This is a genomic window from Microbacterium sp. BE35 (assembly GCF_031457705.1).
GTDB lineage: Bacteria > Actinomycetota > Actinomycetes > Actinomycetales > Microbacteriaceae > Microbacterium > Microbacterium trichothecenolyticum.
The window spans coordinates 41,151-65,853 of record NZ_JAVDXD010000004.1; the positions used below are offsets into that span (position 1 = coordinate 41,151).

Sequence of the window (24,703 nt, forward strand, 5' to 3'; positions counted from 1 at the left end):
TAGGGTGACGATGTGACACAGGGAACCGGGCTGCGAGGCATCCTGAGCGGCATCTTCCGGCCCCACCGGGGGGCCGGGCCGTCGACGAGCGCGCCAGGGCCCGAGGAGGGCCGCAGCGGGCCGACGGCGACCGTGGAGGTCGCGCCTCCCGGCAGGGGAGCGCTGCGGATCACCTACGCTCCCGATCACGACGGCGACCCGGATGCCGGCGAGATCATCTGGACGTGGGTGCCGTACGCCGAGAACGACGGCCGCGGGAAGGACCGGCCGCTGCTCGTGATCGCACGCCAGAGCGCCGACCGCGTGTACGCGGTCAGGCTCACCAGCAAGCCGCATGACGACGACCGGGACTTCCTCGCGCTGGGCACGGGGGAATGGGACGCTCAGGGCCGGCCGTCGTGGATCGACATCGAGCAGCTCTACAGCGTGCATCACGACGGCATGCGGCGCGAGGCATCCGCTCTCGATCTGAACCGGTTCGTGCGCGTGGCCGACGCCCTCCACCGCCGCTACGGCTGGGACGTCGGAACCTGACGCAAGAAGACCCGATCACTGCGTGACCGGGTCTTCTGTGGTGGTGGGCGATACCAGACTCGAACTGATGACCTCTTCCGTGTGAAGGAAGCGCGCTACCAACTGCGCCAATCGCCCGTTCCCCGAGGGGGACGAGTAACAACCTTACCGGATGCCGGAGCCTGCCTCGAACCACATCGGCGAGACACGCGCGGGGTGCACTCGGTTTTGCAGGACGCTCAGGATCGGTTAGAGTCTTTCAAGTGCCCGGGTGAACAGCCCGGAAACGAAATGCGGATGTAGCGCAGTTGGTAGCGCATCACCTTGCCAAGGTGAGGGTCGCGAGTTCGAGTCTCGTCATCCGCTCGAGTGCAGGGATCTCTCTCGGAGATCACGGCACGTGGGGTCAAACCACACGCGGTGGCGTGGCCGAGCGGCTAGGCACCGGCCTGCAAAGCCGTTTACACGGGTTCGAATCCCGTCGCCACCTCCACTCGAACTGAATAGCCCTGTACGGGCGCGATTGGCGCAGCGGTAGCGCGCTTCCCTGACACGGAAGAGGTCACTGGTTCGATCCCAGTATCGCGCACCACCTGAAACCCCCGCTCCGGCGGGGGTTTTCGTTTGCGCCGTTCAGTGGAGGTGCTCCGACGGGTACACGTCCCTGATCCGCTCCCGGAAGAACCTGCCGGCGCTGTCGGCGTCGCGGAGCGCCCGGTGCACCGACGGCGGCACCGCGAAGTAGCGGTACACGTCGCCCGACGTGAATTCGAGCTCGAGCACGGCGGTGTCGGCGTCATAACCCGCCGACGCTATCGCCGCGGAATCCAGACGGTGTCGTCGCACGGCTTCAGGCTACGCGCAGGGGCCGCGCTACCGTGGTCGGCGTGACCGACGACCTCGCTGCGCGCATCCGCGCCGATCTGCGGGCGGTGGCCGACCCCGATCGCGCGCCGGGGCAGCAGGCGTACATGAAGTCGCCCATGCCCTTCCTCGGCGTGCGCGTCCCGGACGCGCGGCTCGTCGCGAAGCGGGCGGCGAAGGGGACGGATGCTGCGACCCTGCGCGCGGCGTCACTCGAGCTGTGGGACGCCGCCGGCCACCGCGAAGAGCGGTACGCCGCCCTCGCGCTGCTCGCGCTGCCCCCGCTGCGTGGCGACCTGGCGCTCGTGCCGCTCGTCGAGCACATGGTGCGGACGGGACGGTGGTGGGACTTCACGGATGAGCTCGCGCACCGTCTCGCCGAGCTGCACGACGCCCGCCCCGCCGCGACCGCCGTCCTGGTGCGTGCCTGGGCGCACGATGACGACCTGTGGATCCGGCGCATCGCGATCCTGTCGCAGCTGGGCCGAGGCATCCGTCTCGATCCGGACCTGCTGGCCGACACGATCGAGCCGAACCTCGCCGACCCGGAGTTCTTCCTCCGCAAGGCGATCGGGTGGGCGCTGCGCGAGTACGGGCGCGTCGCGCCCGAATGGGTCCGGCGGTACGTCGACGAGCACGCGCTGAGCCCGCTGTCACGCCGCGAGGCGCTCAAACACCTCTGACGTCGGTGCTCACGCGTTCCGTCCGCCCTTCCCCCGGATGGGCACGACCTGCCCGGCGCGGTGTGAAGCCGCGAGCCCCGAACCGCGCGCGAAGGTCGCCGGGTTGCAGCTCGCGTCGCCGCACCAAACGTGCCACATGCGCACTGATGCCCGGCCCGCGAGAACCACTGGCTAGACTCGTCGCGTGGAACTCGTCTGGTCGACCGCCGCAACGGCACACACGACCGACAAGCGAACGCTCGGCGCCTGAGCGGGCAGGGCGCGTCGTGCGCCCGAAGCTGAGTAGCCTTGAATCCGAGCCATTCCCAGGAGAGTTTCCGTGACTGACGCTGTGCCCTATCCCGCCGACGGCTTCGCCCTGTTCCCAGACCGCTCCGTGGTCGCACTTCGCGTGAACGGCGAGCTGAAAGACCTCGCGACGGTGGTGGAGGAGACGGATGCCGTCGAGCCCGTCACCATCGACAGCCCCGACGGCCTCGCGATCCTGCGCCACTCCACCGCTCACGTCCTCGCCCAGGCCGTCCAGCGCATCAACCCGCAGGCCGACCTCGGCATCGGCCCGCCCATCACCGACGGCTTCTACTACGACTTCGGCGTGGAGCACCCGTTCACCCCCGAAGACCTCAAAGCCATCGACAAGGAGATGGCACGCATCATCCGCGAGGGTCAGCGCTTCGTCCGCCGTGTCGTCAGCGAGGAGGAGGCGCGGGTCGAGCTCGTGGACGAGCCGTTCAAGCTCGAGCTGATCGGCCTCAAGGGCGGGGGAGCCGACAAGACCGAGGGCGCCTCCGTCGAGGTCGGCGCCGGAGAGCTCACGATCTACGACAACGTCGACCGCGACGGCCAGACGGTCTGGAAGGACCTGTGCCGCGGGCCGCACCTGCCGAACACCCGCATGATCGGCAACGGCTGGGCGCTGCAGCGCATCGCCGGCGCGTACTGGCGCGGCAGCGAGAAGAACCCCCAGCTCCAGCGCATCTACGGCACCGCGTGGCCGACCAAGGATGAGCTGCGCGCCTACCAGAGCCGCCTCGAGGAGGCCGCCAAGCGCGACCACCGCAAGCTCGGCAAGGACCTCGACCTCTTCTCGTTCCCTGACGAGATCGGCTCCGGCCTGTCGGTGTGGCACCCTCGCGGCGGGGTCGTCCGCGGGGAGATGGAACAGCACGCGCGCCGTCGCCACATCGCAGGCGGCTACACGTACGTGTACACCCCGCACATCTCGAAGGAGGACCTGTTCCTCACCTCGAACCACCTCGTCACGTACAAGGAGGGCATGTTCCCGCCCATCGTGATGGACGAGGAGCGCGACGAGCACGGCGAGATCACCAAGCACGGCCAGGACTACTACCTGAAGCCGATGAACTGCCCGATGCACATCCTGATCTACAAGGAGCGCGCGCGCAGCTACCGCGACCTGCCGATGCGTCTCGCCGAGAACGGCACGGTGTACCGCAACGAGCTGTCGGGCGCGCTGCACGGCCTCACCCGCGTGCGCGGCTTCACGCAGGACGACTCGCACCTGTTCGTCACCCCCGAGCAGCTGGAGGAGGAGGCGACCCGAGTCCTCGAGTTCGTCATCTCGATGCTGCGCGACTTCGGCCTCGACGACTTCGAGCTCGAGCTGTCGATGCGCGACGACGAGAAGGACAAGTGGATCGGCTCGGAGGAGTTCTGGGACTACTCGACCAATGCGCTGCGCAACGTCGCGGTCGCGAGCGGTCTCAAGCTCACCGAGGTGCCCGGCGAGGCCGCGTTCTACGGCCCCAAGATCGACCTCAAGACGCGCGACGCGATCGGCCGCACGTGGCAGCTGTCGACCGTGCAGGTCGACCCGAACCTGCCCGAGCGGTTCGAACTCGAGTACACGGACCGCGACGGCCAGAAGAAGCGGCCCATCATGATCCACCGTGCGCTCTTCGGCTCGATCGAGCGGTTCTTCGCGATCCTGCTCGAGCACTACGCCGGCGCCTTCCCGGTGTGGCTGTCGCCCGTCCAGGTCGTCGGCATCCCCGTCGCAGAGGACTTCGCGGACTACCTCGGCGAGGTCATCGACCAGCTGAAGGCGGAGGGCGTCCGCGCGGAGCTCGATCACTCCGACGACCGCATGCAGAAGAAGATCCGCACGCACACCACGCAGAAGGTGCCGCTCCAGCTCATCGCGGGTGCGCAGGACCAGGCCGGCGGCACCGTGTCGTTCCGCTTCCGCGACGGCTCGCAGGAGAACGGCGTGCCGATCGCCGACGCCGTCCGCCGGGTCCGCGAGGCGATCGCCTCCCACGCGCTGGTCAACACGGCGGAGGACTTCGCGTGACTCCTGTCGACGAGCCCGGGATCGGCGGCGCTCCGGATGCGGATGCCGCCGACTCGGCGCTCGTCGACGCCGCGACGCTTCCCGGGGTCCCCGACGAGTTCCAGCGGCTCTGGACGCCGCACCGCATGGCGTACATCCAGGCCGGACCCGAGGTGCTGCGCAAGGAGTGCCCGTTCTGCGAGGCGCCGCGCAAGTCCGACGAGGACGGGCTCATCGTCTTCCGCGGGCGCACGTCGTACGCCCTGCTGAACCTGTTCCCGTACAACTCGGGCCACCTGCTGGTCTGCCCCTATCGTCACATCGCCACATACGACCAGGCGACCGATGAGCAGGTCGCCGAGATCGGCGAGCTCACCCAGCAGGGCATGCGGGTGCTTCGTCAGGTGTCGCGCTGCGACGGCTTCAACATCGGCATGAACCAGGGCCACGTGGCCGGCGCCGGAGTCGACGAGCACCTGCACCAGCACATCGTGCCGCGCTGGGGATCCGACGCGAACTTCTTCCCGATCATCGCGAAGACGAAGGCGCTGCCGCAGCTCCTCGGCGACGTCCGCCGGGTGGTCTTCGACGCCTGGAACGCCTGACGGAGGGGACGGATGCCGTGGACCGCGGCATCCGTCTCCTGCGGCCGTCAGCGGACCTGGGTGACCTCGAACTGCAGGCGCGGGTTCGCGTATGCCTCCTGCGACTCGACGAGCTGCAGCTCGCGCTCGCCGGACGCGTGCGTGCGCTCCAGCAGGTCGTAGACGCTCGACGTCGTGCGCGCGAGGGCGTCGGCCGCGTCGCCGGTGCGGCGGTAGTGCGCCGTGAAGAGCGCCGCAGTGACGTCGCCCGAGCCGTTGGCCTTCATCGGGATGTGCGGGGTCTGCACGATCCAGGCGCCGTCGTCGGTGACCGCGAGCATCTCGATCGTCCCCTCGGGCCGGTCCGGGCGCTCGACGCTCGTGACGAGGACCGTGCTCGGGCCTGTCGCGCGCGCGAGGTCGGCGGAGGCGAGCGTGGTCTCGAGGTCGGCCGGGTCGGTCTCGGTCAGGAAGCCGAGCTCGAACTGGTTCGGCGTGATGATGTCTGCGGCGGGCACGACGCGGTCGCGCAGCAGCACGGGGATCGCCGGGGCGACGAAGCAGCCCGACTTGGCGTTGCCCATCACCGGGTCGCACGCGTAGATCGCCTCGGGGTTGGCCTGCTTGACGCGGGCGACGGTGTCGAGGATGACGTCGGCGATGCCCTCGCCGCCCTGGTAGCCCGAGAGGATCACGTCGACCTGCGGGAACACGCCGCGCTCCTCGATGCCGGCGATGACGTCGCGCACGTCGTCGGGGCTGATGAGGGGGCCTCGCCACGCGCCGTAGCCGGTGTGGTTCGAGAAGTTCACCGTGTACACCGGCATGACCTCGACGCCGATGCGCTGCAGCGGGAAGACGGCGGCCGAGTTGCCGACATGACCGTAGGCGACGGCTGACTGGATCGAGAGGATCTTCACCGCTCGATCATGCCACTTCGCGTGCGACGAGCCGGCCACCGGCGGCGCGCACGGCGGCGGCGACGTCGACGGCGAGCCGTTCGGCATCGGCGTCGTCGAGATCGTGGACGGTGAGACGGAGGCGATGGGACGGCCCGTCCTCCCCGAGTGCGAAGTCGTCGCCGGCGCGCGCCAGCCAGCCGCGCCGCATCAGCTGCTCCGACACCGCACGGGCGGGCACGGGCAGAGGGATCCACAGGTTCAGCCCGTCGGCGGCGCCCACCGGCACGCCCTCGGTCGTGAGCCGCTCGACGAATGCGGCGTTGCGCGCGGCGTAGTGCGCACCCGCGGACTCGATCGCGGCCATGGTCGCGGCATCCGTCACCAATGCGAGCGTGAGGCGCTGCAGCAGGTGGCTCACCCACGTCGTGCCGGGGGTGAGGCGCATCGCGAGTCGTTCGGCGGTCTCGGGGTCCGAGGCGGTCACCGCCAGGCACATGTCGGGTCCGAGGAACTTCGACACCGATCGCACGAGCGCCCACCGACGGTGGCCGGCCGCGATCAGCGAGTGGAACGGCTGCCGCGAGAGGAGCGAGAAGTGGTCGTCCTCGATGACGAGGACATAGGGGTGGTCGCGGAGCACGGCCCGCAGCGCTTCGGCGCGTCGTGCGGAGAGACTGGCGCCCGTCGGATTCTGCGCGCGGGGCGTGTGGACGACCGCCCGCACCCCCTGCTCCAGCGCCGCACGCAGTCCCGCGACCGTCATGCCCTCATCGTCGACGGGCACGGGGACGGGGCGGTATCCGCCGATCCGCACGGTGTGGATGCTGGTGAGGAAGCACGGATCCTCGAGTGCGACGGCATCGTCCCGCGTGAGCGCCTGTGCGAGCAGCCGCTCGACGGCGTCTGCGGCGCCGCTCGTGATCGTGAGGCGCATGTCGGCGGCCGGGGCGAGACCGTCGCGCATCCAATCCAGCGCCCAGCGCTCCAGACCGGGATCGATGACCGGCTCGCCGTAGAGGACCGGCCGTCCCGCCATCGCCGCGAGCGCGCCGGAGAGGTCGGGGATCAGCTCGGGATCGGGATTGCCGGTCCCGACGTCGCGCAGCACGCTCCCCGCAGCGAAGCCCTCCTGGGCGACGGGGGAGGGATCGGCCACGCGCGTGCCGCCGCGGCCTCGCGTGACGATCACGCCCGTCTGGGTGAGCTGGCGATACGCGGCGACCACTGTGTTGCGGTTCACCCCGAGCTCGTCGGCCAGTGAGCGCACGGGCGGCAAGATGTCGCCCGGAAGCAGATCGCCGCGCTCGATCCGCGCCCGCAGGCTGTCGGCGATCTCGGAGGCGGATCGCCCGCTGATGTCGAGATCCATACCCGCCCTTCCGGTGACGTCCCGCCCCGCCGAGTGTACGGCCCAGCTCATGCTATCTTTTGGCCTAGGCCAATACCCGCATTGTCCTCACCCGTTGCGCGTCCCGCGCTCCGATCGAAGGGAAACCTCGTGACCACTGCCGACACGGGAACCGACCGCGTCAAGCGCGGCCTCGCCGAGATGCTCAAGGGCGGCGTCATCATGGACGTCGTCACCCCAGACCAGGCGAAGATCGCCGAGGACGCCGGGGCCGTGGCGGTCATGGCCCTCGAGCGCGTGCCCGCCGACATCCGTGCGCAGGGCGGCGTCTCGCGCATGAGCGACCCCGACATGATCGACGGCATCATCGAGGCCGTCTCGATCCCGGTGATGGCCAAGGCCCGCATCGGTCACTTCGTCGAGGCGCAGGTGCTGCAGGAGCTCGGCGTCGACTACATCGACGAGTCCGAGGTGCTCTCGCCCGCCGACTACGTGAACCACATCGACAAGTGGAACTTCACCGTGCCGTTCGTCTGCGGCGCCACCAACCTGGGCGAGGCGCTCCGCCGCATCAACGAGGGCGCCGCGATGATCCGCTCCAAGGGCGAGGCGGGCACCGGCGACGTGTCGGAGGCCACCAAGCACATCCGCAAGATCACGAGCGAGATCAACGTGCTGCGCTCGATGACCAAGGACGAGCTGTACGTCGCAGCGAAGGAGCTGCAGGCCCCGTACGACCTCGTCGCCGAGATCGCGGAGACCGGCAAGCTCCCGGTCGTGCTCTTCGTCGCCGGGGGTGTCGCCACTCCCGCCGACGCCGCGATGATGATGCAGATGGGCGCCGACGGCGTGTTCGTCGGCTCGGGCATCTTCAAGTCGGGCAACCCTGCCGAGCGCGCCGCGGCCATCGTGAAGGCCACCACGTTCTACGACGACCCCAAGGTGATCGCGGACGTGTCGCGCGGGCTCGGCGAGGCCATGGTCGGCATCAACGTCGCCGACCTTCCCGCGCCGCACCGGCTCGCCGAGCGCGGCTGGTGACGACGCCCCGCGTCGGCGTCCTCGCACTGCAAGGCGACGTCCGTGAGCACGTGCGCGTGCTCACGGACCTCGGCGCCCAGGTGAGGAAGGTCCGCCGCCCCGAGGAGCTCGCCGGAGTGGACGGGCTCGTGCTCCCGGGCGGCGAGTCGAGTGTCATCGACAAGCTCTCCCGCGCGTTCGGCATGCGCGAGCCCGTGCGCGAGGCGATCGCCGCGGGGATGCCGGTGTACGGGACGTGCGCCGGCCTCATCCTCCTCGCCGACCGCATCACCGACGGCATCGAGGGCCAGCAGACGTTCGGCGGTCTCGACGTCACGGTGCGCCGCAATGCTTTCGGCAGCCAGGTCGACTCCTTCGAGGTGGACCTCGACATTCCGGCTCTGGGTGAGCCGCCCGTCCACGCCGTGTTCATCCGCGCGCCGCTCGTCGAGCAGGCGGGCGAGCGTGTGGAGCGCCTCGCCGCCCTCGACGACGGGCGCGTCGTCGCGGTGCGGCAGGGCTCGCTCCTCGGAACCTCGTTCCACCCCGAGGTGATGGGGGAGCACCGCTTCCACGCGCTCTTCCTCGACATGGTCCGCGAGCGGGCCTGATCACGGGGCGCACGCTACGCGTCGGAGTAGATTCGCAATCATGACGATCAACGACTGGTGGCGCGAGCACCCCGAGGAGCGCTACTGGATGATCGCCCCCTCCCGCGGCCTCGTCGGCGATGCCCTTTCGGCGCCGAAGGCCGCGGATGATCGCCGGTTCGAGTGGTCGCACGAGCTCGTCGGCTTCACCGAGCCCGGCGACACCCTGTTCGTCTGGGACCGCACGCTGCCGGTGCCCGGCATCGCCGCATGGGTCGCGTGCTCGGCCCGCTGGGGGAGGAGACCCGCGATCGCCACGGCGACGACCTGCCGCACTGGCGCATGCCCATCAGCGACACCCTGCGTCTCGCCTCGCCGATCACCCTGCCGAGCCTCCGCCGCGTCGGCAACGAGATCGTCACGGTGCGCAACCGGGTGGAGGGGCTCACCGAAGGCCCCGTCTACTTCCCCTTCATCGGCTCGGCCGGGACGCTCGCCCCCGCCCCGGCGTACCTCACGAAGGTCCCGCGCGACCTCGTCGCGCTCCTGTCGTCGCGGTTCGGCTTCGAGTTCGCCCTTTAGAGCGGGGATAAACTAGTCCGTCGGGCGAGGCGTTCACACGCCCGCACCCGACGAGCGTGAATTCAGGAGGACCATGTCCGGGCATTCCAAGTGGGCCACGACCAAGCACAAGAAGGCGGTCATCGACAGTCGCCGTGCCAAGTCGTGGGCGAAGCTCATCAAGAACATCGAGGTTGCGGCCAAGCTCGGCGGACCCGACCTTCAGGGCAACCCGACCCTGTTCGACGCCGTGCTCAAGGCGAAGAAGACGTCGGTCCCGAAGGACAACATCGACCGCGCGATCAAGCGCGGCGCCGGGATCGGCGGCGAGTCTGTCGAGTACTCGTCGATCATGTATGAGGGGTACGGCCCCAACGGCGTCGCCCTCATGATCGAGTGTCTGACCGACAACAAGAACCGCGCCGCGGCCGAGGTGCGCACCGCACTCACCCGCAACGGCGGCACGCTGGCCGACCCCGGCAGCGTCGCGTACAACTTCACCCGCAAGGGGGTCATCGTCGTGGGCGGCGAGGGCACCAGCGAGGACGACGTCATGCTCGCCGTGCTCGAGGCCGGTGCCGAAGAGGTCGAGCCGCACGCGCAGGGCTTCGAGGTCATCACCGAGGCCACCGACCTCGTGACCGTACGTTCCGCCCTGCAGGACGCGGGCATCGAGTACGAGTCGGCCGACGTCGAGTTCGTGCCGAACCTCAAGGTCGAGGTCGACGCCGACACCGCGCGCAAGGTCTTCCGCCTGATCGACGCCCTCGAGGACAGCGACGACGTCCAGAACGTCTACAGCAACTTCGACCTCACCGCCGAGGTGCAGGCCGAGCTCGAGAACGACGAGGACTGATTCCTCGCAGAACGAGCGGATGCTGCGGCCGGGCGCGCCTGGCCGCAACATCCGTCTTCCTCGCCTAGCGTGGGGGAGTGGCATCCTCCCGCGGTCGACTGCGCGTGCTCGGAATCGATCCGGGCCTGACGCGCTGCGGTGTCGGCGTCGTCGACGTCGCCCCCGACCGTTCCGCCGTCCTGGTCCACGTCGGCGTCGTGAGGTCCGATCCCGACGCTCCGATCGAGGAGCGGCTCGCGATCATCGCGCGGGGCCTGCGGGCCGTCGTGGACGCGCACGAGCCGGATGTCGTCGCGGTGGAGCGGGTGTTCGCCCAGCACAACCGCGCGACGGTGATGGGGACCGCCCAGGCCAGCGGCATCGCGCTGCTCGTCGCAGGAGAGCGGGGCCTCGCCGCGGCCACGCACACCCCGTCCGAGGTGAAGGCCGCCATCACGGGTTACGGCAACGCCGACAAACGCCAGGTCCAGACCATGGTGGCGCGCGTCCTGCGGCTGGAGGAGCTGCCCAAGCCCGCCGACGCCGCGGATGCCCTCGCGCTCGCCCTCTGCCACGCCTGGCGCGGCGCGCCGGCGCAGGCGGCGGCATCCGGTCCGCTCACCCCCGCACAGCGCGCCTGGGCGGACGCGGAGCGCCTCGCCCGACGGTGATCCTGCGCGTCGCCGTGCGTGTCGCTCGAACAAACGTCCGAACCGCCCCGTAGGCTCGACGCATGATCTCCTCACTCCGCGGCACCGCCGTGCACGTCGATGCGGATGCGGTCGTCGTCGAGGTCGGAGGAGTCGGCCTCCACGTCGCCGTGACCCCGCAAGTCGCGCGCACCACGCACCTGGGTGACACCGTCACACTCCACACCTCGCTCATCGTCCGCGAAGACGCGCTGTCGCTGTTCGGCTTCGAGTCCCGCGAAGAGCTCGTCGTCTTCGGCCAGCTGCTCGGCGTCACGGGCGTGGGCCCGAAGTCGGCACTGGGCGTGCTGGCGACGCTCACGGTCCCGCAGATCGCCGACGCGGTGTCCGCCGACGACGATGCCCCGTTCCGCCGCGTCTCGGGCATCGGCCCGAAGACGGCGAAGCTCATCGTGCTGCAGCTGGCCGGCAAGATCGCGGTGACCCGCCCCGCGGGGTCCGCAGGGACGGATGCCGCGGGCTCCGCCGCCATCCCGGCGCAGGTCGTGCAGGCCCTCATCGGTCTGGGCTGGTCCGAGCGCGTGGCCATCGAAGCCGTCGAGAACGTCGCCGCCGACGCGCCCGAGTCGGATCGATCGTCGGTGCCGGCACTGCTGCGCCGCACGCTCACGACGCTGGGTCCCGCCCGGAAGGAGACGGTGAGTGGCTGACGTGCGCGAAGCCGAAGAGCCGGTCGACGAGTCCGAGCTCGCGATCGAGGGCGCGCTGCGCCCGATGTCGCTGGCCGAGTTCGTCGGCCAGCAGAAGGTGCGCGGCCAGATGCAGCTGCTGCTCGATGCGGCCCGCATCCAGCAGCGACCTGCCGATCACATCCTGCTCTCCGGGCCCCCCGGGCTCGGCAAGACCACGCTCGCGATGATCGTCGCGTACGAGAGCGGGCGCCCGCTGCGGCTGTCCAGCGGCCCCGCGATCCAGCACGCCGGCGACCTCGCTGCACTGCTGTCCAGCCTCACGCCCGGCGAGGTTCTCTTCATCGACGAGGTGCACCGCATGGCGCGCTCCGCCGAAGAGATGCTGTACCTCGCGATGGAGGACTTCCGCATCGACATCATGGTGGGCAAGGGTGCGGGCGCCACGAGCATTCCGCTCGACCTGTCGCCGTTCACCCTCGTCGGCGCGACGACGCGGTCGGGCCTGCTGCCCAACCCGCTGCGCGACCGCTTCGGGTTCACCGCGCACCTCGAGTACTACGAGCCCGAAGAGCTCGAGCGGGTCATCGAGCGCTCCGCGGTCATGCTCGGGGTCTCCGTGCCCCCCGCCGCCCGCGCCGAGATCGCACGACGCTCACGCGGCACGCCCCGCATCGCGAACCGCCTCCTGCGGCGCGTGCGCGACTACCTCGTCGTCCACGGGCGCACGGGCGCCGACATCGCGGCCGTCGATGCGGCGCTCGACCTCTACGATGTCGACCGGATCGGACTCGACCGGCTCGACCGCGCCGTGCTCGATGCCCTGGTGCGCCGGTTCCGCGGGGGCCCGGTGGGCCTCAGCACGCTCGCCGTAGCGGTCGGCGAGGAGCCCGACACCATCGAGTCGGTTGTCGAGCCCTACCTCGTGCGCATCGGCTTCATGGGGCGCACCCCGCGCGGACGCATCGCGATGCCCGAGGCCTACGCACACCTGGGTGTGCCGGCGGCCGACTCGGTGCTCGGATTCGATGACCTATAATCGCTGGAGGTTTACACCCAACTCCTCCCTGCAAGGCAGCGCCGCCCTGGCGCCTGCCTGACCCGAAAGGTGCTTCCAGCTCCATGGACTTCGCTTCCTTCCTGAGCAACTACGGCCTCATCATCCTGCTGGTCGTGCTCCTCGTCTTCATGTTCTGGAGCTCCCGTCGCCGCATGCAGAAGCAGAAGGCCGAGCAGGAGGAGAAGGCCCGTCAGACGGTCCCCGGCTCCGAGGTCCTGCTGCAGGGCGGCCTCTACGGCACGATCGTCTCGTACGACGCCGACAACCTCGACCAGCCGGCGATCGTCGAACTCGCCCCCGGTGTCGAGATCAAGGTGCACAGCCAGGCGATCCTCCGGGTCGTCAACCCGGGCGAGCACGCGGTCACCGAGGACGAGTACCTCGCCGCCGAGGAGAGCCACGCCGAGTACGCCGAGGGCGTCGCCAACGGCGACATCACCTCGATCAGCGACGACCAGAGCTCGGCGGCGGGCAAGGAGAAGACCGACCCCGACGCCGAGACCGGCACCAAGTCGCAGGGCTGACGCCCCTCCGTTCGCCCGTTCGGGCTCTCAAGAAAGCAAAGACGTGGCGACATCCACCCCCGTCCGGCATGCATGGCGCGCACTGACCGGACTCCTCGCGATCACGGCGCTCCTGTTCGGCATCAACGCGCTCGGCGTGTACGTGTTCGGACAGAGCTCCTGGACGCCCGCGCTCGCGCTCGACCTCCAGGGCGGCACGCAGATCGTCCTCGAGGCGCAGACCGAGGACGGCGCTGCTCCGTCCGAAGAGCAGATGCAGCAGGCGGTCACGATCATCCGCCAGCGCGTCGACGCCTCGGGTGTCGGCGAGGCCGATGTCACCACCCAGGGTGGCAACCAGATCGTCGTGCAGATCCCCGGGCAGGCCGACGAGGAGACCCGCAACCGCATCGAGGCATCGGCGCAGCTGCAGCTGCGCGCGGTGCTGTACACGGGCGCGCCGGCGAACACGTTCGTGGGTGATGACGGGAAGGAGACGCCCTACCCGACGCCCGACCCGTCGCTGCAGGCGACGCCGACCACCTCGCCGACGAACGGCAGCGACCTGGCATGGATCACGCCCGCCCTCCAGGCGGAGTTCCAGGCATACGACTGCGCCGATCCCGCGAACGATCCCGCGAATGCGCCGGCCGACGAGCCGCTCATCACCTGTGACGCCGACGGCACGGTCAAGTACATCCTCGGCCCGGTCGAGCTCGACGGCTCGTCGATCGACGACGCCACCTTCGGCCTGCAGCAGAACAACGGCCTGTGGGCGGTCAACCTCTCGTTCGACGCCGAGGGCACCCAGACCTTCGGCGAGATCAGCCAGCGCCTCTACGGCGCAAAGGCTCCGCTGAACCAGTTCGCGTTCGTGCTCGACGGCTATGTCCTGTCGGCTCCGTCGATGAACGGCGTGATCCTCGACGGCAAGCCGAGCATCACGGGCAGCTTCACGCAGGAGACCGCGAAGGTGCTGGCCGACCAGCTGAAGTACGGCGCCCTGCCGCTCAGCTTCACGGTCGAGAGCTCGAACTCGATCTCCGCGACGCTCGGCTCGCAGCAGCTGCAGATCGGCCTCATCGCGGGTCTGATCGGTCTGCTGCTCGTGGCGATCTACTCGCTCATCGTCTATCGCGCGCTGGGCTTCATCATCATCGCCTCGCTCGCGGTGATGGCGGTGCTCACCTACGTCACGCTGTGCATCCTCGCGTGGCGGATGGGCTTCCGCCTCTCGCTCGCCGGTGTCGCGGGTCTGATCGTGACGATCGGCTTCACAGCGGACTCGTTCATCGTCTACTTCGAACGCATCCGCGACGAGCTGCGCGACGGCAAGTCGATCACGGGTGCCGTCGAGGACGGCTGGGGCCGCGCGAAGCGCACGATCTACATCTCGAAGTCGATCAACATCCTCGCCGCCGTGGTGCTGTACATCCTCGCGGACTCCACGGTGAAGGGCTTCGCCTTCACCCTCGGTCTCACGACCGCGATCGACGTCCTGATCTTCATCCTGTTCACCCACCCGGTGCTGCAGCTGCTGGCCCGCACCCGTTTCTTCGGGTCGGGGCATCCGCTGTCCGGACTCGACCCGACCGCGCTCGGCGCCGTCTATCGCGGCCGCGCGCAGTTCCGCGAGCCGGTGCTGGCCACCGGCGCCGCCGGCCGTCGCAACGCCAAGTCCCGCGGTGAAGCCGCACGTCGCCAGACCATCGCCGAGCGCAAACAGGCCGAGCTGGCCGCCGCCGACAGCGCGAAACCCGGCTCGAACGTCAAGGAGGGAGACGACTGATGCGCTCCATGAGCCAGTTCGGCAACGACCTCTACACCGGCAAGACGTCGTTCCCCTTCGTCGGCCGCCGCCGCCTGTGGTTCCTCATCGCGGCGATCCTGGTCCTCGGCTCGGCCCTGGTGCCGCTGCTGCGCCCCATCCAGTTCTCGATCGAGTTCACGGGCGGATCGCAGTTCACGGTGAGCGGCGTCGCGGCACCCATCGACCAGTCGCTCGCCACCGACGCCGTCCACTCGGTCGTCCCGGACGCGACCACGAAGGTCGTCACGATCGGCGACGACGCGGTGCGCGTGCAGACCGACCAGGTGACGGATGCCCAGAGCCGCGAGATCTCTGCGGCCCTCGCCGAGACGTACAACGTGCCCGAGAGCGAAGTCAGCTACGCCTTCATCGGCCCCAGCTGGGGAGCCGACGTCACGCGCCAGTCGCTGTGGGGTCTCGCGATCTTCCTCGCACTGACAGCGATCATCCTGGCGCTGTACTTCCGGACGTGGAAGATGTCGCTCTCCGCGATCATCGGCCTCGTGGACGTCCTCATCATCACGATCGGCGTCTACGCGCTGTTCGGCTTCGAGATCTCGCCCGCCGCCGTGATCGGATTCCTGACGATCCTCTCCTACGCGCTGTACGACACCACCGTCGTCTTCGACAAGATCAGGGAGAACACGAGCGAGGACGGCGAGGTGTCCGGGCGCACGTTCGGCGAGTCGGTCAACCTCGCGGTGAATCAGACTCTCGTGCGCTCGATCAACACGACCGTCGTGGCGATCCTCCCGACCGGCGCCATCCTGTTCATCGGCGTCATCTGGGCAGGCGCGCAGACGCTCACCGACCTGTCGCTGTCGATCTTCGTGGGAACGATCGTGGCCGCCTATTCGACGATCTTCGTCGCGGCGCCGCTGTACTCGCTCCTGCGCGAGAACGAGCCGGCCATCAAGGCCCGCGACGCGCGTGTCGTGGCGGCCCGCGAGCTGGCGGGCACCCCGGCCTGAGGGTCCGCCGCGCGGGCGTAGGATTGTGAGGTCCGGCGGAGGGGAGGGGATCGAGTGACCGAGACCGTCCCCCCCGCCCAATCCTCCTCGCTGCGGCGACTCGTCCCCCGGATCTTCTCGAGGTCAGCCCGCCGCGACGACGTCGAGCAGCTCCTGCGGACGGTGCGCACGCACCACCCCAAGGGCGACCTGTCGATCGTCGAGCGCGCCTACTCGGTGGCCGAGACCGCACACACGGGTCAGCTCCGCCAGAGCGGCGAGCCGTACATCACGCACCCGCTCGCAGTGGCACAGATCCTGGCGGATCTGGGTCTCGGGCCGCGTGCGATCGCGGCGGCGCTCCTGCACGACACCGTCGAGGACACCGAGTACTCGCTGGAGATGCTCACGAGCGAGTTCGGCGACGAAGTCGCCATGCTCGTGGACGGCGTGACGAAGCTCGACAAGGTCAAGTACGGCGAGAGCGCGCAGGCCGAGACGGTCCGCAAGATGATCGTCGCGATGTCCCGCGACATCCGGGTACTGCTGATCAAGCTCGCAGACCGACTGCACAACGCACGCACATGGGGTTTCGTCCCGCCCGAGAAGTCGCGCAAGAAGGCCACCGAGACGCTCGAGATCTACGCGCCGCTCGCGCACCGGCTCGGCATCCAGGCGATCAAGTCCGAACTCGAGGACCTGTCGTTCGCGGTTCTGCACCCGAAGCTGTACGCCGAGATCGAAAGCCTCGTGAAACAGCGCACTCCCCAGCGCGAGCAGTACGTGCAGAACGTCATCGACGCCGTCGACAGCGACCTGCGGGAGCTCCGCATCCGCGGCCGTGTCATGGGCCGCCCCAAGCAGCTGTACTCCGTCTACCAGAAGATGGTCGTCCGCGGCCGCGAGTTCGATGACATCTACGACCTCATCGGCATCCGCGTGCTGGTCGGGAGCGTCCGCGACTGCTACGCCGTCCTCGGTGCGATCCACGCAAGATGGACCCCGCTGCCCGGGCGCTTCAAGGATTACATCGCGACCCCGAAATTCAACCTCTACCAGTCGCTGCATACGACCGTGATCGGCCCCGGCGGCCGCACCGTCGAGATCCAGATCCGCACGCACGAGATGCACCAGCAGGCGGAGTACGGCGTGGCCGCGCACTGGAAGTACAAAGAGCAGATGAACGGCGGCAAGCCGGACTCCAAGTCGGTCGACACCGATATGGCCTGGCTGGCCCACATCTCCGACTGGCAGGCCGAGACCGCGGATCCCGGTGAGTTCCTCGATTCGCTCCGCTTCGAGATCGGCGCCAAAGAGGTCTACGTCTTCACGCCGAAGGGGCGCGTCATCGGCCTGCCCTCCGGCGCGACGCCCGTCGACTTCGCGTACGCGGTGCACACCGAGGTCGGCCACCGCACGATGGGGGCGAAGGTCAACGGCCGCCTCGTGCCGCTCGAATCCGAGCTCAAGAGCGGCGACGTCGTCGAGGTGTTCACGTCGAAGAACCCCGACGCCGGCCCCAGCCAGGACTGGCTCGGATTCGTGCGCAGCACTCGCGCCCGCAACAAGATCCGCGGCTGGTTCACGAAGGAACGCCGCGAGGAGGCGATCGAGCAGGGCAAGGAGTCGATCGCCCGCGCGATGCGGCGGCAGAACCTGCCTCTGCAGCGGCTGATGAGCCAGGACTCGTTCACCGAGGTCGCCCATCAGCTGCGCTACGAGGACGTCTCCGCGCTGTACGCCGCGGTCGGCGAAGGACACGTCTCGACGCAGTCGGTCCTCGAGAAGGTCACGGCGCTCGTCGCGGCGAACGACACCACCACCGGTCCGATCGACCTGCCCGTCGTCGGCAGAGCCCGCGCTCCCCGCAACGGCGATTCCGGCATCCTGGTGCGCGGCGCACCCGACATCCTCGTCAAGCTCGCGAAGTGCTGCACCCCGGTGCCGGGTGATCAGATCGTCGGGTTCGTCACGCGCGGCAGCGGCGTCTCGGTGCACCGCGCCGACTGCACCAATGTCAAGTCGCTCATGGAGGACCCGGAGCGCCTCATCGAGGTCGAGTGGGCCCCCACGACGAAGAGCGTCTTCCTGGTGCAGATCCAGGTCGAGGCGCTCGACCGCTCGGGGCTTCTGAGCGACGTCACGCGCGTGCTCAGCGAACACCACGTCAACATCCTGTCCGCGACGGTCTCGACGTCCAACGACCGGCTGGCTCTGAGCCGCTTCGTCTTCGAGATGGGCGACATCGTCCACCTCGACCGCGTGCTCAACGCCGTGCGCCGGATCGACGCGGTCTACGACGTGTACCGCGTCACGTCGTCCTGACCTTCGGCGACGATCGCCCGGAGGCACGCGAGCGCCGCGCGCTTGTGGGGGAGCGCGCCCGCCTCCAGGCGTGCGATCGCCTGGTATGCGGCATCCGTATCGATCTCCGCGAGAAGTCGGGCGGCTTCGGTGTGCTCGTCGTCGCCCACGCGCGCGAGGTCGGCGAGAGTGCGCTCCGGCGTCGTGACGCGCACGCCGCCGATCAGTTGGAGGTCCTCTCCGGGGACCTGCAGATCGCGGTAGACCACTCGGCGGTCCGGGCGCACGTGCAGGCGGCGCGGCACCGCACGCTGGAGGGTGTGGCGCGACGGCGGCAGCGGCAGGCCGCCGTGCACCCAGGCCGCCGACAGGTGGGTGGCCGCGAGCGTGTCGCCCAGGGTCTCGGCGAGCGAGCCCGCACGCAGCGCCGCCGTCTCGACGGCGTCGGCGGGGATGTACGCGTCGCCGAGCGCGACGAGGTCGCCGTCGAGGCACGCAGCCGTCAGCTCGGCGCGCGAGAGCCGCTCGTCGGCGAAGTAGAGGAAGGGCGATCGCACGGAGGCAGTCTGCCGCACCGCGGATGATCCACGGATGCCGCGGCCGGCCGATTGTGGAGAACCCGGCCGCCGCTCACGCGACGACCGGGTTCGATTCGGCTCAGGCGGGGCTGATCAGCCGCCGAGCGCCTTGAGCCACGTGCGACGGGCCTCGAGCGCGTCGGTCGCGTTGGCGATCGCCTTCTTGTCGCCCGACTTCTTGGCGGCCTCGAGCTCGTCCTCGAGCTTCTGGATCGCGTCGGTGAGCTGGCGCGTCATGTCGTTGGCGCGGGCCTTCTGCTCCGGGTCGTTGCGCTTCCAGTCGGCGTCCTCGCGGGTGCGGAGCGCGTTCTCGACGCGACGCAGCTCATCATCGAGCGAACGCTCGGTGTCGCGCGGGAAGATGCGGCCGATCTCGTCCCACCGTCGCTGGATCCCGGTGAGCATCGAGCGGGCCTTCGCGATGTCGCGTTCGTCGCCGACCGCCTTCGCCTCGTCGAGCAGGGCACGCTTGAGGTCGATCTTCTCGCGGGAGGCTTCGGCGTCCGCCGCCTCGCGCTCGATGCGAGCGCCGTACAGCGCGTCGCCCGCGGCCTTGAAACGGGCCCACAGGGCGTCGTCGACCTTCTTGCCGGCGCGACCCGCGGTCTTCCACTGGTCGAGGAGCTCACGGTAGGCGGGGATCCCGTCCTCGCCCTTGGGCGCGAGGGACTCCGCCTTCTCGACGAGGCGCGTCTTTCGGTCGCGGACGCCCTTGTGCGCCTCATCCAGCTCGGCGTAGAACGCACGGCGGTGCTTGTCGACCGTGGCGCGCGCATCCCGGAAACGCTTCCAGAGCTGCTGCGCCGTCGACTTCGGCAGACGCGGGCCGTTCTGCTGCTGCGACTGCCACTGGTCGAAGAGGGAGTTGAGCTCGCCCGTGGCCTGCTTCCACTGCACAGTGCGCGGGTCGCGGGCGGCAAGGGCCTCGGCCTTCTCGACCAGCTCGGTGCGCGCCTTGACGGCGTCGTCGACGGCTTCGCGTGCCGCGACGGCCTCCGTCGCGGACTCGGCCGCGAGCGTCTCGGTCAGGGCGGCGACGCGGGCGACGAGGCTCGCGAGATCGCCGACGGCGGCGGCCCCGTCGAGCTTGCCGTTGATCGTGCGCGCGGTCGAGCGCAGGTCGGAGGCGGAGGCGCCGCCGCGGCGGTGGCGCACCTCCAGGAGCGTCACCTCGCTCGCGAGGTCTGTGTACTTGCGCTCGAAGTAGGCCAGCGCCTCTTCGGCCGACCCGTCGGGGTACTGCCCGACGACCCGCCAGCCGTCGGCCTCGCGGACCGAGACGGTGCCGTCCTCGTCGACGCGGCCCCACGGCTCGTCGGCGGAGGGCGCGGCCTCGACGGCGACGTCCGCGACCTCGACGGCGACGACCTCGCCGTCCTCGACGACCTCAGCCACCTCGATCACCTCGACCGCGACGACCTCGCCGTCTTCGACGACCTCCACCACGTCGACCTCGACGATCTCGACGTCCGCAGAAGCGGACTCTTCCGCCGGGGTGTCGTCCGACGGCTGCTCGGTCTCGGCGGCGTCGCCGTCCGGAGCGTCGCCGTCCGGAGCGTCGCCGGCCGGAGCTTCGTCGACGGAATCGGATTCCTGGGTGACCGCGGCATCCGCGTCAGCCGTGACATCCGTCGCGGTGGCGGCATCGTCATCGACGGCCGGGGTCTGGTCTTCGTCGGCCCCGGTGGTCTCGGGGGCGTCGGTCTCGGGCTGGAAGTCTGCTGCGGCAGTCACGGGTTGCACCTCATCGCGGCTCGCGCCGTCTGTAGGGAGTAGGACGGCTCACAGCCTAGTACGGCGGATGCCCGGCCTGAGGTGCGGTTGCGGCGCGCGACCCGAGATGTCAGGGCGTGGGCGTCGGCGTCGCGGTCGGTTCCGGCGTCGCCGTCACCGACGGGGTCGGTTCCGGCGTCGTCGCGGTCGGCGTCGGCGTCGACGAGGGCGATGGTTCGGGGGCGCCGGGTCCGGCGACGAAGTACAGCGTCTGGGCGCCGATCAGGCCGAGCACGAGCACGCCGCCGACGATGCCCGCGATCAGGTTGTCGCGCGTGCGACGGCGCGCCTGATCGTCGTGGAACCGACGTCGCGCCTCGTACAGCCGCGTGCGCTCCCGCGCAGCCCGTGCGTCACGGTCCTTGCCACCGGTCGCCACGTGACCTCCTCGTTCCGTTCGTGTCGGGCGCATGCGCCTCGTGCCAGGCAGCGCCCGGGCGGGTTGATCCTACGGGCCCGCACCGCGGCGGCCAAACCTGGCAGATCCCGTGTCGTGAGCGCGGGATAGCCTGGTGAGGTGACCGTCCCCACCTCTTCTCCGCGCGCCGCCGGCGGGTCACGCGGAGCCTCCGTGGGCGTGGGCTCACCGACTGCGCTCTTCCAGGGACTGACGCCTCTCGCGGTGCGTATGCGCCCGACCTCGCTGGAAGAGGTCGCGGGCCAGGCGCATCTCCTGCGGGCGGGGTCCCCGCTGGTGACCCTCGCGAACCCGGATGCCGCGGCCCGCGCGGCGACGTCGGTCATCCTGTGGGGCCCGCCAGGCACGGGGAAGACGACGCTGGCACAGGCGATCGCCCGTTCCTCGGGACGCCGGTTCGTCGAGCTCTCGGCGGTGACGGCCGGCGTGCGCGACGTGCGCGAGGTGATGCAGGAGGCATTGACCCAGCGCGATCTGTACGGCCAGTCCACGATCCTCTTCCTCGACGAGATCCACCGCTTCACCAAGGCGCAGCAGGACGCCCTTCTGCCCGGCGTCGAGAACGGCTGGGTGGTGCTCATCGCGGCGACGACCGAGAACCCGTCGTTCTCAGTGATCTCGCCTCTCCTGTCACGGTCACTGCTGCTGACGCTCAAGCCGCTCACCGACGAGGACCTCGGCATGCTCCTCGACCGCGCGGTGGCCGATGCCCGCGGGCTGTCCGGTGCGGTCGTGCTCGGCGACGAAGCGCGCGCCGCGCTCGTGCGGCTCGCCTCCGGCGACGCACGGCGGGCTCTCACAGCACTCGAGGCCGCAGCTTCCCTCGCCGTCCCCGATGAGGACGACCAGGACGAGGCCGCCGCACCCGAGATCTCGGCCGACAACGTCGCGCAGGCGGTGGATCGCGCGCTCCTGCGCTACGACCGCCAGGGCGACGAGCACTACGACGTCATCAGCGCATTCATCAAGTCGATCCGCGGATCGGACGTGGACGCCGCGATCCACTACCTCGCCCGCATGATCGAGGCGGGGGAGGATCCGCGGTTCATCGCCCGGCGCCTCATCATCTCGGCGGCGGAGGACATCGGGCTCGCCGACCCCCAGGCGCTGCCGATCGCCGTGGCCGCCGCCGACGCGGTGCAGTTCATCGGCATGCCCGAGGGCCGCATCCCGCTCGCCGAAGCGACGGCGTATCTCGCGACCACTGCGAAGTCGAACGCCGCCTACCTCGCGATCGACGCGGCGATCGCCGACGTGCGCTCGGGCGGCTTCGGCCGTGTGCCGATCCACTTGCGCGACGCCCACTACCCGGGCGCGAAGCGCCTCGGCCATGGCAAGGGCTACGTGTATCCGCACGACGCCGAGATCGGCATCGCGGCGCAGCAGTACCTGCCCGACGAACTGCGCGGTCGGCGCTACTACGAGCCGAAGGCGCTCGGCGCCGAGCGCGATGTCCAGGCTCGTCTCGAGAAGATCCGTCGCATCCTCGACGGCGGCTGACCGCCGCCTCGTTGACCTGCGATATCCCTCAGAGGTAGATTGATATCCCTCAGAGGGATATTCGTCCCCCGTGCCGGGAGGTGTCGCGTGCAGTTCGTCATCCTCGGCCTGCTCCTGAGCGGGCCTCTGTCGCTCTACGACCTCCAGAAACGGTTCGCCGCCGGCATCTCGCTCTTCTACAGCGCCAGCTCCGGCAGCATCCAGCGCGCTCTGCAGCACCTCGTGGACGACGGCGCCGTGGTGGTCGCCGAGGCTGACGGCAGCCGGCGCGGCCGCAAGGTCCACCGGATCACCGACGAGGGGCGCGAGCGGTGGCGCGCGTGGATGCGGGCGCCGATCTCCGGAGGAACGGATGCCGAGACCGTCGTCCTCGCGAGGGTCTACCTGCTCGGCCTGCTCGAGGCCCCGGAGGATCGGGCGGACGTCCTCCGCGGCATCCGTGAGCACGTCGACGGGTCCCGCGAGGCACTGGAAGCCCTGGCGACCGAGGTGGACGCGAAGGCTGCCGGACTCGATGACGCGTCGCGCAGGATCTTCGCGTTCCAGCGCGCGACGCTCGAGTACGGACTGCGCTCGCATGCCGTGATGCGCGAGTGGATCGACGACGTGGGGGAGCAGGCATGAACGGACGACTCCCGTGATCCCGGAGACGGTCGCCGTGGCCGTCGCGTGCCTCCTGCTGAGCAGCCTCGCCGCCCTGCAGATCTGCGTCGCGGCGGGGGCACCGTGGGGACGGTTCGTGTGGGGCGGAGCGCATCGCGTGCTGCCGCGGCGGCTGCGCATCGCCAGCGCGGCATCCGTCCTCCTCTACGGCGGAATCGCCGCGGTGCTGCTCAGTCGCGCCGGCATCCTGCCGGGCGGCGACAGCATCGCCGTGCGCACCCTGACCTGGGTGCTCTTCGCCTACTTCGCCGTCGGCATCGTCATGAACGCCCGCTCCCGCAGTCGCGCCGAGCGCCTCACGATGACGCCTGTGTGCGCGGTGCTCGCCGCGTCGACGCTGGTCGTCGCCCTCTCATAAAGGCCCGACGGCGCGTCTGGTAGACTTGAGCGGCTCGAAACGCAGTTTTCGGGCATCCCCTCTCTTCCTGACCTACCTTCCGGCATGCCCCGGCGTGCAGTCCGGACAGGGCGAAGACGGGGCGATACGTCCGCGGGCCGTGAAAGACACGGCCGCGTCATCGAAAGGAACACTTCGTGGCAACGAAGTCCCAGGACCGCCGCAAGGTCCGTCTCTCCCGCGCCCTCGGCGTCGCGCTGACCCCCAAGGCAGCCAAGTACCTCGAGAAGCGCCCTTACGCGCCGGGCGAGCACGGCCGCACCAAGCGCAAGCAGGACAGCGACTACGCCGTCCGTCTCCGCGAGAAGCAGCGTCTGCGCGAGCAGTACGGCATCCGCGAGAAGCAGCTGCGCATCCAGTTCAACGAGGCCCGCCGCACCCAGGGCCTGACGGGTGAGAACCTCGTCGAGCAGCTCGAGATGCGTCTCGACGCCCTCGTGCTGCGCGCCGGCTTCGCCCGCACCACCGCGCAGGCTCGCCAGCTCGTCGTGCACCGCCACATCCTCGTGGACGGCCAGCTCGTCGACCGCCCGTCCTTCCGCGTGAAGCCGGGTCAGCTCATCCACGTCAAGGCCAAGAGCGAGGGCATCGAGCCCTTCCAGGTCGCAGCGCTCGGCGGTCACGCCGAGGTCCTGCCGCCCGTTCCGGGCTACCTCGAGGTCGAGCTCGACAAGCTCCAGGCCCGTCTCGTGCGTCGCCCCAAGCGCGCCGAGGTCCCCGTGGTCTGCGACGTCCAGCTCGTCGTCGAGTACTACGCAGCTCGATAATTCTGCGAACACGCGAAGGGCGTCGGGGAGACCCGACGCCCTTCATCGTTTCCGCATACGATGGGGGGATGCCGCGCCCCGGCGGCTCGCGAGGAAGTGGTGACATGAAGAGCCTCCTGTGGTTCCTGCTCGGCATCGCCGGCGGTTTCGTTCTCGCCCACCTGGTCAACAAGGACCCGCGCGGCCACGAGATCCTCGCCGACGTCGACGCCCGCATCACGGAGTTCACCGACCGCATGGGCGACGCGTACCGCGAACAGGAGGCCCGCTTCGCCGGCCTCGTCGACGACGTGAGGGATGCCGCCGCCGACGCCGCGTCGAGCGCGCGGGCCGCCGCATCCGACGCCGTCGGGAATGTCGCCGACGCCGTCGACGACGCCGCCCGCAAGATCGCCGACTGAGTCGCACCGGCGCCGCCTCGGCGCCGCCCCGCATGAACCTCGTCAGA

Annotated in this window: 26 protein-coding genes and 4 tRNA genes; 23 read left to right on the forward strand and 7 right to left on the reverse strand. The window is 69.8% G+C overall.

Annotation, left to right across the window (positions count from 1 at the left end):
- Positions 1-12 precede the first annotated feature (12 nt).
- Positions 13-534, forward strand: a complete 522-nt coding sequence (locus tag J2Y46_RS13970) for a type II toxin-antitoxin system PemK/MazF family toxin (protein ID WP_310243143.1) — start codon at positions 13-15, stop codon at positions 532-534.
- 41 nt (positions 535-575) lie between these two features.
- Here the strand turns inward: J2Y46_RS13970 and J2Y46_RS13975 are convergent.
- Positions 576-651: transfer RNA gene (locus J2Y46_RS13975), tRNA-Val, on the reverse strand.
- Between the two features lie 155 nt (positions 652-806).
- Between J2Y46_RS13975 and J2Y46_RS13980 the strand changes: the two genes are divergently transcribed.
- The 3 genes from J2Y46_RS13980 (at position 807) to J2Y46_RS13990 (ending at position 1,105) form a co-directional block, all read left to right on the forward strand.
- Positions 807-879, forward strand: a tRNA-Gly gene (locus J2Y46_RS13980).
- Between the two features lie 53 nt (positions 880-932).
- Positions 933-1,006 (forward strand) — tRNA-Cys (locus J2Y46_RS13985).
- A gap of 24 nt (positions 1,007-1,030) precedes the next feature.
- A tRNA-Val gene (locus J2Y46_RS13990) sits at positions 1,031-1,105 on the forward strand.
- A gap of 41 nt (positions 1,106-1,146) precedes the next feature.
- Here J2Y46_RS13990 and J2Y46_RS13995 read toward each other — a convergent pair.
- Positions 1,147-1,359, reverse strand: a complete 213-nt coding sequence (locus tag J2Y46_RS13995) for a KTSC domain-containing protein (RefSeq protein ID WP_045302560.1) — start codon at positions 1,357-1,359, stop codon at positions 1,147-1,149.
- 41 nt (positions 1,360-1,400) lie between these two features.
- Here J2Y46_RS13995 and J2Y46_RS14000 point away from each other — a divergent pair, with 41 nt between their 5' ends.
- The 3 genes from J2Y46_RS14000 to J2Y46_RS14010 all read left to right on the forward strand — a co-directional run bounded on the left by J2Y46_RS14000 (position 1,401) and on the right by J2Y46_RS14010 (position 4,958).
- A complete protein-coding gene (locus tag J2Y46_RS14000; RefSeq protein ID WP_310243146.1) occupies positions 1,401-2,060 on the forward strand; it encodes a DNA alkylation repair protein in 660 nt (219 codons plus the stop codon).
- A 319-nt stretch (positions 2,061-2,379) separates the two neighbouring features.
- Positions 2,380-4,374, forward strand: coding sequence for a threonine--tRNA ligase (thrS, locus tag J2Y46_RS14005; RefSeq protein WP_245619666.1), 1,995 nt, complete (start codon positions 2,380-2,382; stop codon positions 4,372-4,374).
- Between the two features lie 20 nt (positions 4,375-4,394).
- On the forward strand, positions 4,395-4,958 hold the full coding sequence (locus J2Y46_RS14010) for an HIT domain-containing protein (RefSeq protein ID WP_310243555.1): 564 nt from the start codon (positions 4,395-4,397) through the stop codon (positions 4,956-4,958).
- 47 nt (positions 4,959-5,005) lie between these two features.
- Here the strand turns inward: J2Y46_RS14010 and pdxY are convergent, their stop codons facing one another.
- Both pdxY and J2Y46_RS14020 read right to left on the reverse strand, forming a co-directional pair.
- Positions 5,006-5,857 (reverse strand): pyridoxal kinase PdxY, encoded by an 852-nt coding sequence (gene pdxY / locus J2Y46_RS14015; protein WP_310243149.1) that lies wholly within the window; start codon positions 5,855-5,857, stop codon positions 5,006-5,008.
- Between the two features lie 7 nt (positions 5,858-5,864).
- On the reverse strand, positions 5,865-7,208 hold the full coding sequence (locus tag J2Y46_RS14020) for an aminotransferase class I/II-fold pyridoxal phosphate-dependent enzyme (protein WP_310243153.1): 1,344 nt from the start codon (positions 7,206-7,208) through the stop codon (positions 5,865-5,867).
- A gap of 129 nt (positions 7,209-7,337) precedes the next feature.
- Between J2Y46_RS14020 and pdxS the strand changes: the two genes are divergently transcribed.
- The 11 genes from pdxS to J2Y46_RS14075 all read left to right on the forward strand — a co-directional run bounded on the left by pdxS (position 7,338) and on the right by J2Y46_RS14075 (position 18,180).
- Positions 7,338-8,228: a pyridoxal 5'-phosphate synthase lyase subunit PdxS gene (pdxS, locus tag J2Y46_RS14025; RefSeq protein WP_045302551.1), complete on the forward strand. Its 891-nt coding sequence runs from the start codon at positions 7,338-7,340 to the stop codon at positions 8,226-8,228.
- Positions 8,222-8,818, forward strand: coding sequence for a pyridoxal 5'-phosphate synthase glutaminase subunit PdxT (pdxT, locus tag J2Y46_RS14030; protein WP_310243557.1), 597 nt, complete (start codon positions 8,222-8,224; stop codon positions 8,816-8,818). Before pdxS ends, pdxT begins: the two co-directional genes overlap by 7 nt.
- A 249-nt stretch (positions 8,819-9,067) precedes the next feature.
- Positions 9,068-9,379 (forward strand): hypothetical protein, encoded by a 312-nt coding sequence (locus J2Y46_RS14035; RefSeq protein ID WP_310243157.1) that lies wholly within the window; start codon positions 9,068-9,070, stop codon positions 9,377-9,379.
- Between the two features lie 73 nt (positions 9,380-9,452).
- Positions 9,453-10,214 (forward strand): YebC/PmpR family DNA-binding transcriptional regulator, encoded by a 762-nt coding sequence (locus tag J2Y46_RS14040; RefSeq protein ID WP_045302545.1) that lies wholly within the window; start codon positions 9,453-9,455, stop codon positions 10,212-10,214.
- A 77-nt stretch (positions 10,215-10,291) separates the two neighbouring features.
- Positions 10,292-10,864 (forward strand): crossover junction endodeoxyribonuclease RuvC, encoded by a 573-nt coding sequence (gene ruvC, locus J2Y46_RS14045; protein WP_245619665.1) that lies wholly within the window; start codon positions 10,292-10,294, stop codon positions 10,862-10,864.
- Between the two features lie 62 nt (positions 10,865-10,926).
- Positions 10,927-11,553, forward strand: a complete 627-nt coding sequence (ruvA, locus tag J2Y46_RS14050; protein WP_045302542.1) for a Holliday junction branch migration protein RuvA — start codon at positions 10,927-10,929, stop codon at positions 11,551-11,553.
- Positions 11,546-12,571, forward strand: a complete 1,026-nt coding sequence (gene ruvB / locus J2Y46_RS14055) for a Holliday junction branch migration DNA helicase RuvB (RefSeq protein ID WP_045302540.1) — start codon at positions 11,546-11,548, stop codon at positions 12,569-12,571. The genes ruvA and ruvB overlap by 8 nt, the downstream gene beginning before the upstream one ends.
- Before the next feature lie 83 nt (positions 12,572-12,654).
- Complete coding sequence (gene yajC / locus J2Y46_RS14060) at positions 12,655-13,116, forward strand: preprotein translocase subunit YajC (RefSeq protein WP_045302538.1); 462 nt, start codon at positions 12,655-12,657, stop codon at positions 13,114-13,116.
- 43 nt (positions 13,117-13,159) lie between these two features.
- Positions 13,160-14,884 carry a protein translocase subunit SecD gene (secD, locus tag J2Y46_RS14065; protein ID WP_045302535.1) on the forward strand — a complete coding sequence of 575 codons (1,725 nt, stop codon included), beginning with the start codon at positions 13,160-13,162 and terminating at the stop codon, positions 14,882-14,884.
- A complete protein-coding gene (gene secF / locus J2Y46_RS14070) occupies positions 14,884-15,876 on the forward strand; it encodes a protein translocase subunit SecF (RefSeq protein WP_045302533.1) in 993 nt (330 codons plus the stop codon). The genes secD and secF overlap by 1 nt, the downstream gene beginning before the upstream one ends.
- A 54-nt stretch (positions 15,877-15,930) precedes the next feature.
- Positions 15,931-18,180, forward strand: coding sequence for a bifunctional (p)ppGpp synthetase/guanosine-3',5'-bis(diphosphate) 3'-pyrophosphohydrolase (locus J2Y46_RS14075; RefSeq protein WP_045302531.1), 2,250 nt, complete (start codon positions 15,931-15,933; stop codon positions 18,178-18,180).
- On the opposite strand, the gene J2Y46_RS14080 is transcribed toward J2Y46_RS14075, so the two are convergent.
- From J2Y46_RS14080 to J2Y46_RS14090, 3 genes are all read right to left on the reverse strand, one after another.
- Positions 18,150-18,716 carry a hypothetical protein gene (locus tag J2Y46_RS14080; protein ID WP_310243167.1) on the reverse strand — a complete coding sequence of 189 codons (567 nt, stop codon included), beginning with the start codon at positions 18,714-18,716 and terminating at the stop codon, positions 18,150-18,152. The genes J2Y46_RS14075 and J2Y46_RS14080 overlap by 31 nt on opposite strands.
- A 114-nt stretch (positions 18,717-18,830) precedes the next feature.
- Positions 18,831-20,471, reverse strand: coding sequence for a DUF349 domain-containing protein (locus J2Y46_RS14085; protein WP_310243169.1), 1,641 nt, complete (start codon positions 20,469-20,471; stop codon positions 18,831-18,833).
- Between the two features lie 109 nt (positions 20,472-20,580).
- A complete protein-coding gene (locus J2Y46_RS14090; RefSeq protein ID WP_157005686.1) occupies positions 20,581-20,889 on the reverse strand; it encodes a dioxygenase in 309 nt (102 codons plus the stop codon).
- 249 nt (positions 20,890-21,138) lie between these two features.
- Here J2Y46_RS14090 and J2Y46_RS14095 point away from each other — a divergent pair, with 249 nt between their 5' ends.
- The 5 genes from J2Y46_RS14095 (at position 21,139) to J2Y46_RS14115 (ending at position 24,656) form a co-directional block, all read left to right on the forward strand.
- On the forward strand, positions 21,139-22,428 hold the full coding sequence (locus J2Y46_RS14095) for a replication-associated recombination protein A (RefSeq protein ID WP_310243560.1): 1,290 nt from the start codon (positions 21,139-21,141) through the stop codon (positions 22,426-22,428).
- Positions 22,429-22,515: 87 nt separating this feature from the next.
- Positions 22,516-23,052, forward strand: a complete 537-nt coding sequence (locus J2Y46_RS14100; protein ID WP_045302526.1) for a PadR family transcriptional regulator — start codon at positions 22,516-22,518, stop codon at positions 23,050-23,052.
- A 13-nt stretch (positions 23,053-23,065) separates the two neighbouring features.
- Positions 23,066-23,449 carry a hypothetical protein gene (locus J2Y46_RS14105; RefSeq protein WP_310243174.1) on the forward strand — a complete coding sequence of 128 codons (384 nt, stop codon included), beginning with the start codon at positions 23,066-23,068 and terminating at the stop codon, positions 23,447-23,449.
- A 176-nt stretch (positions 23,450-23,625) separates the two neighbouring features.
- Positions 23,626-24,255, forward strand: coding sequence for a 30S ribosomal protein S4 (gene rpsD / locus J2Y46_RS14110; RefSeq protein ID WP_018170803.1), 630 nt, complete (start codon positions 23,626-23,628; stop codon positions 24,253-24,255).
- Between the two features lie 104 nt (positions 24,256-24,359).
- The gene (locus J2Y46_RS14115) at positions 24,360-24,656 is read left to right on the forward strand and encodes a hypothetical protein (protein ID WP_045302525.1); all 297 of its coding nucleotides are present in this window, start codon (positions 24,360-24,362) and stop codon (positions 24,654-24,656) included.
- Positions 24,657-24,703: the final 47 nt, after the last annotated feature.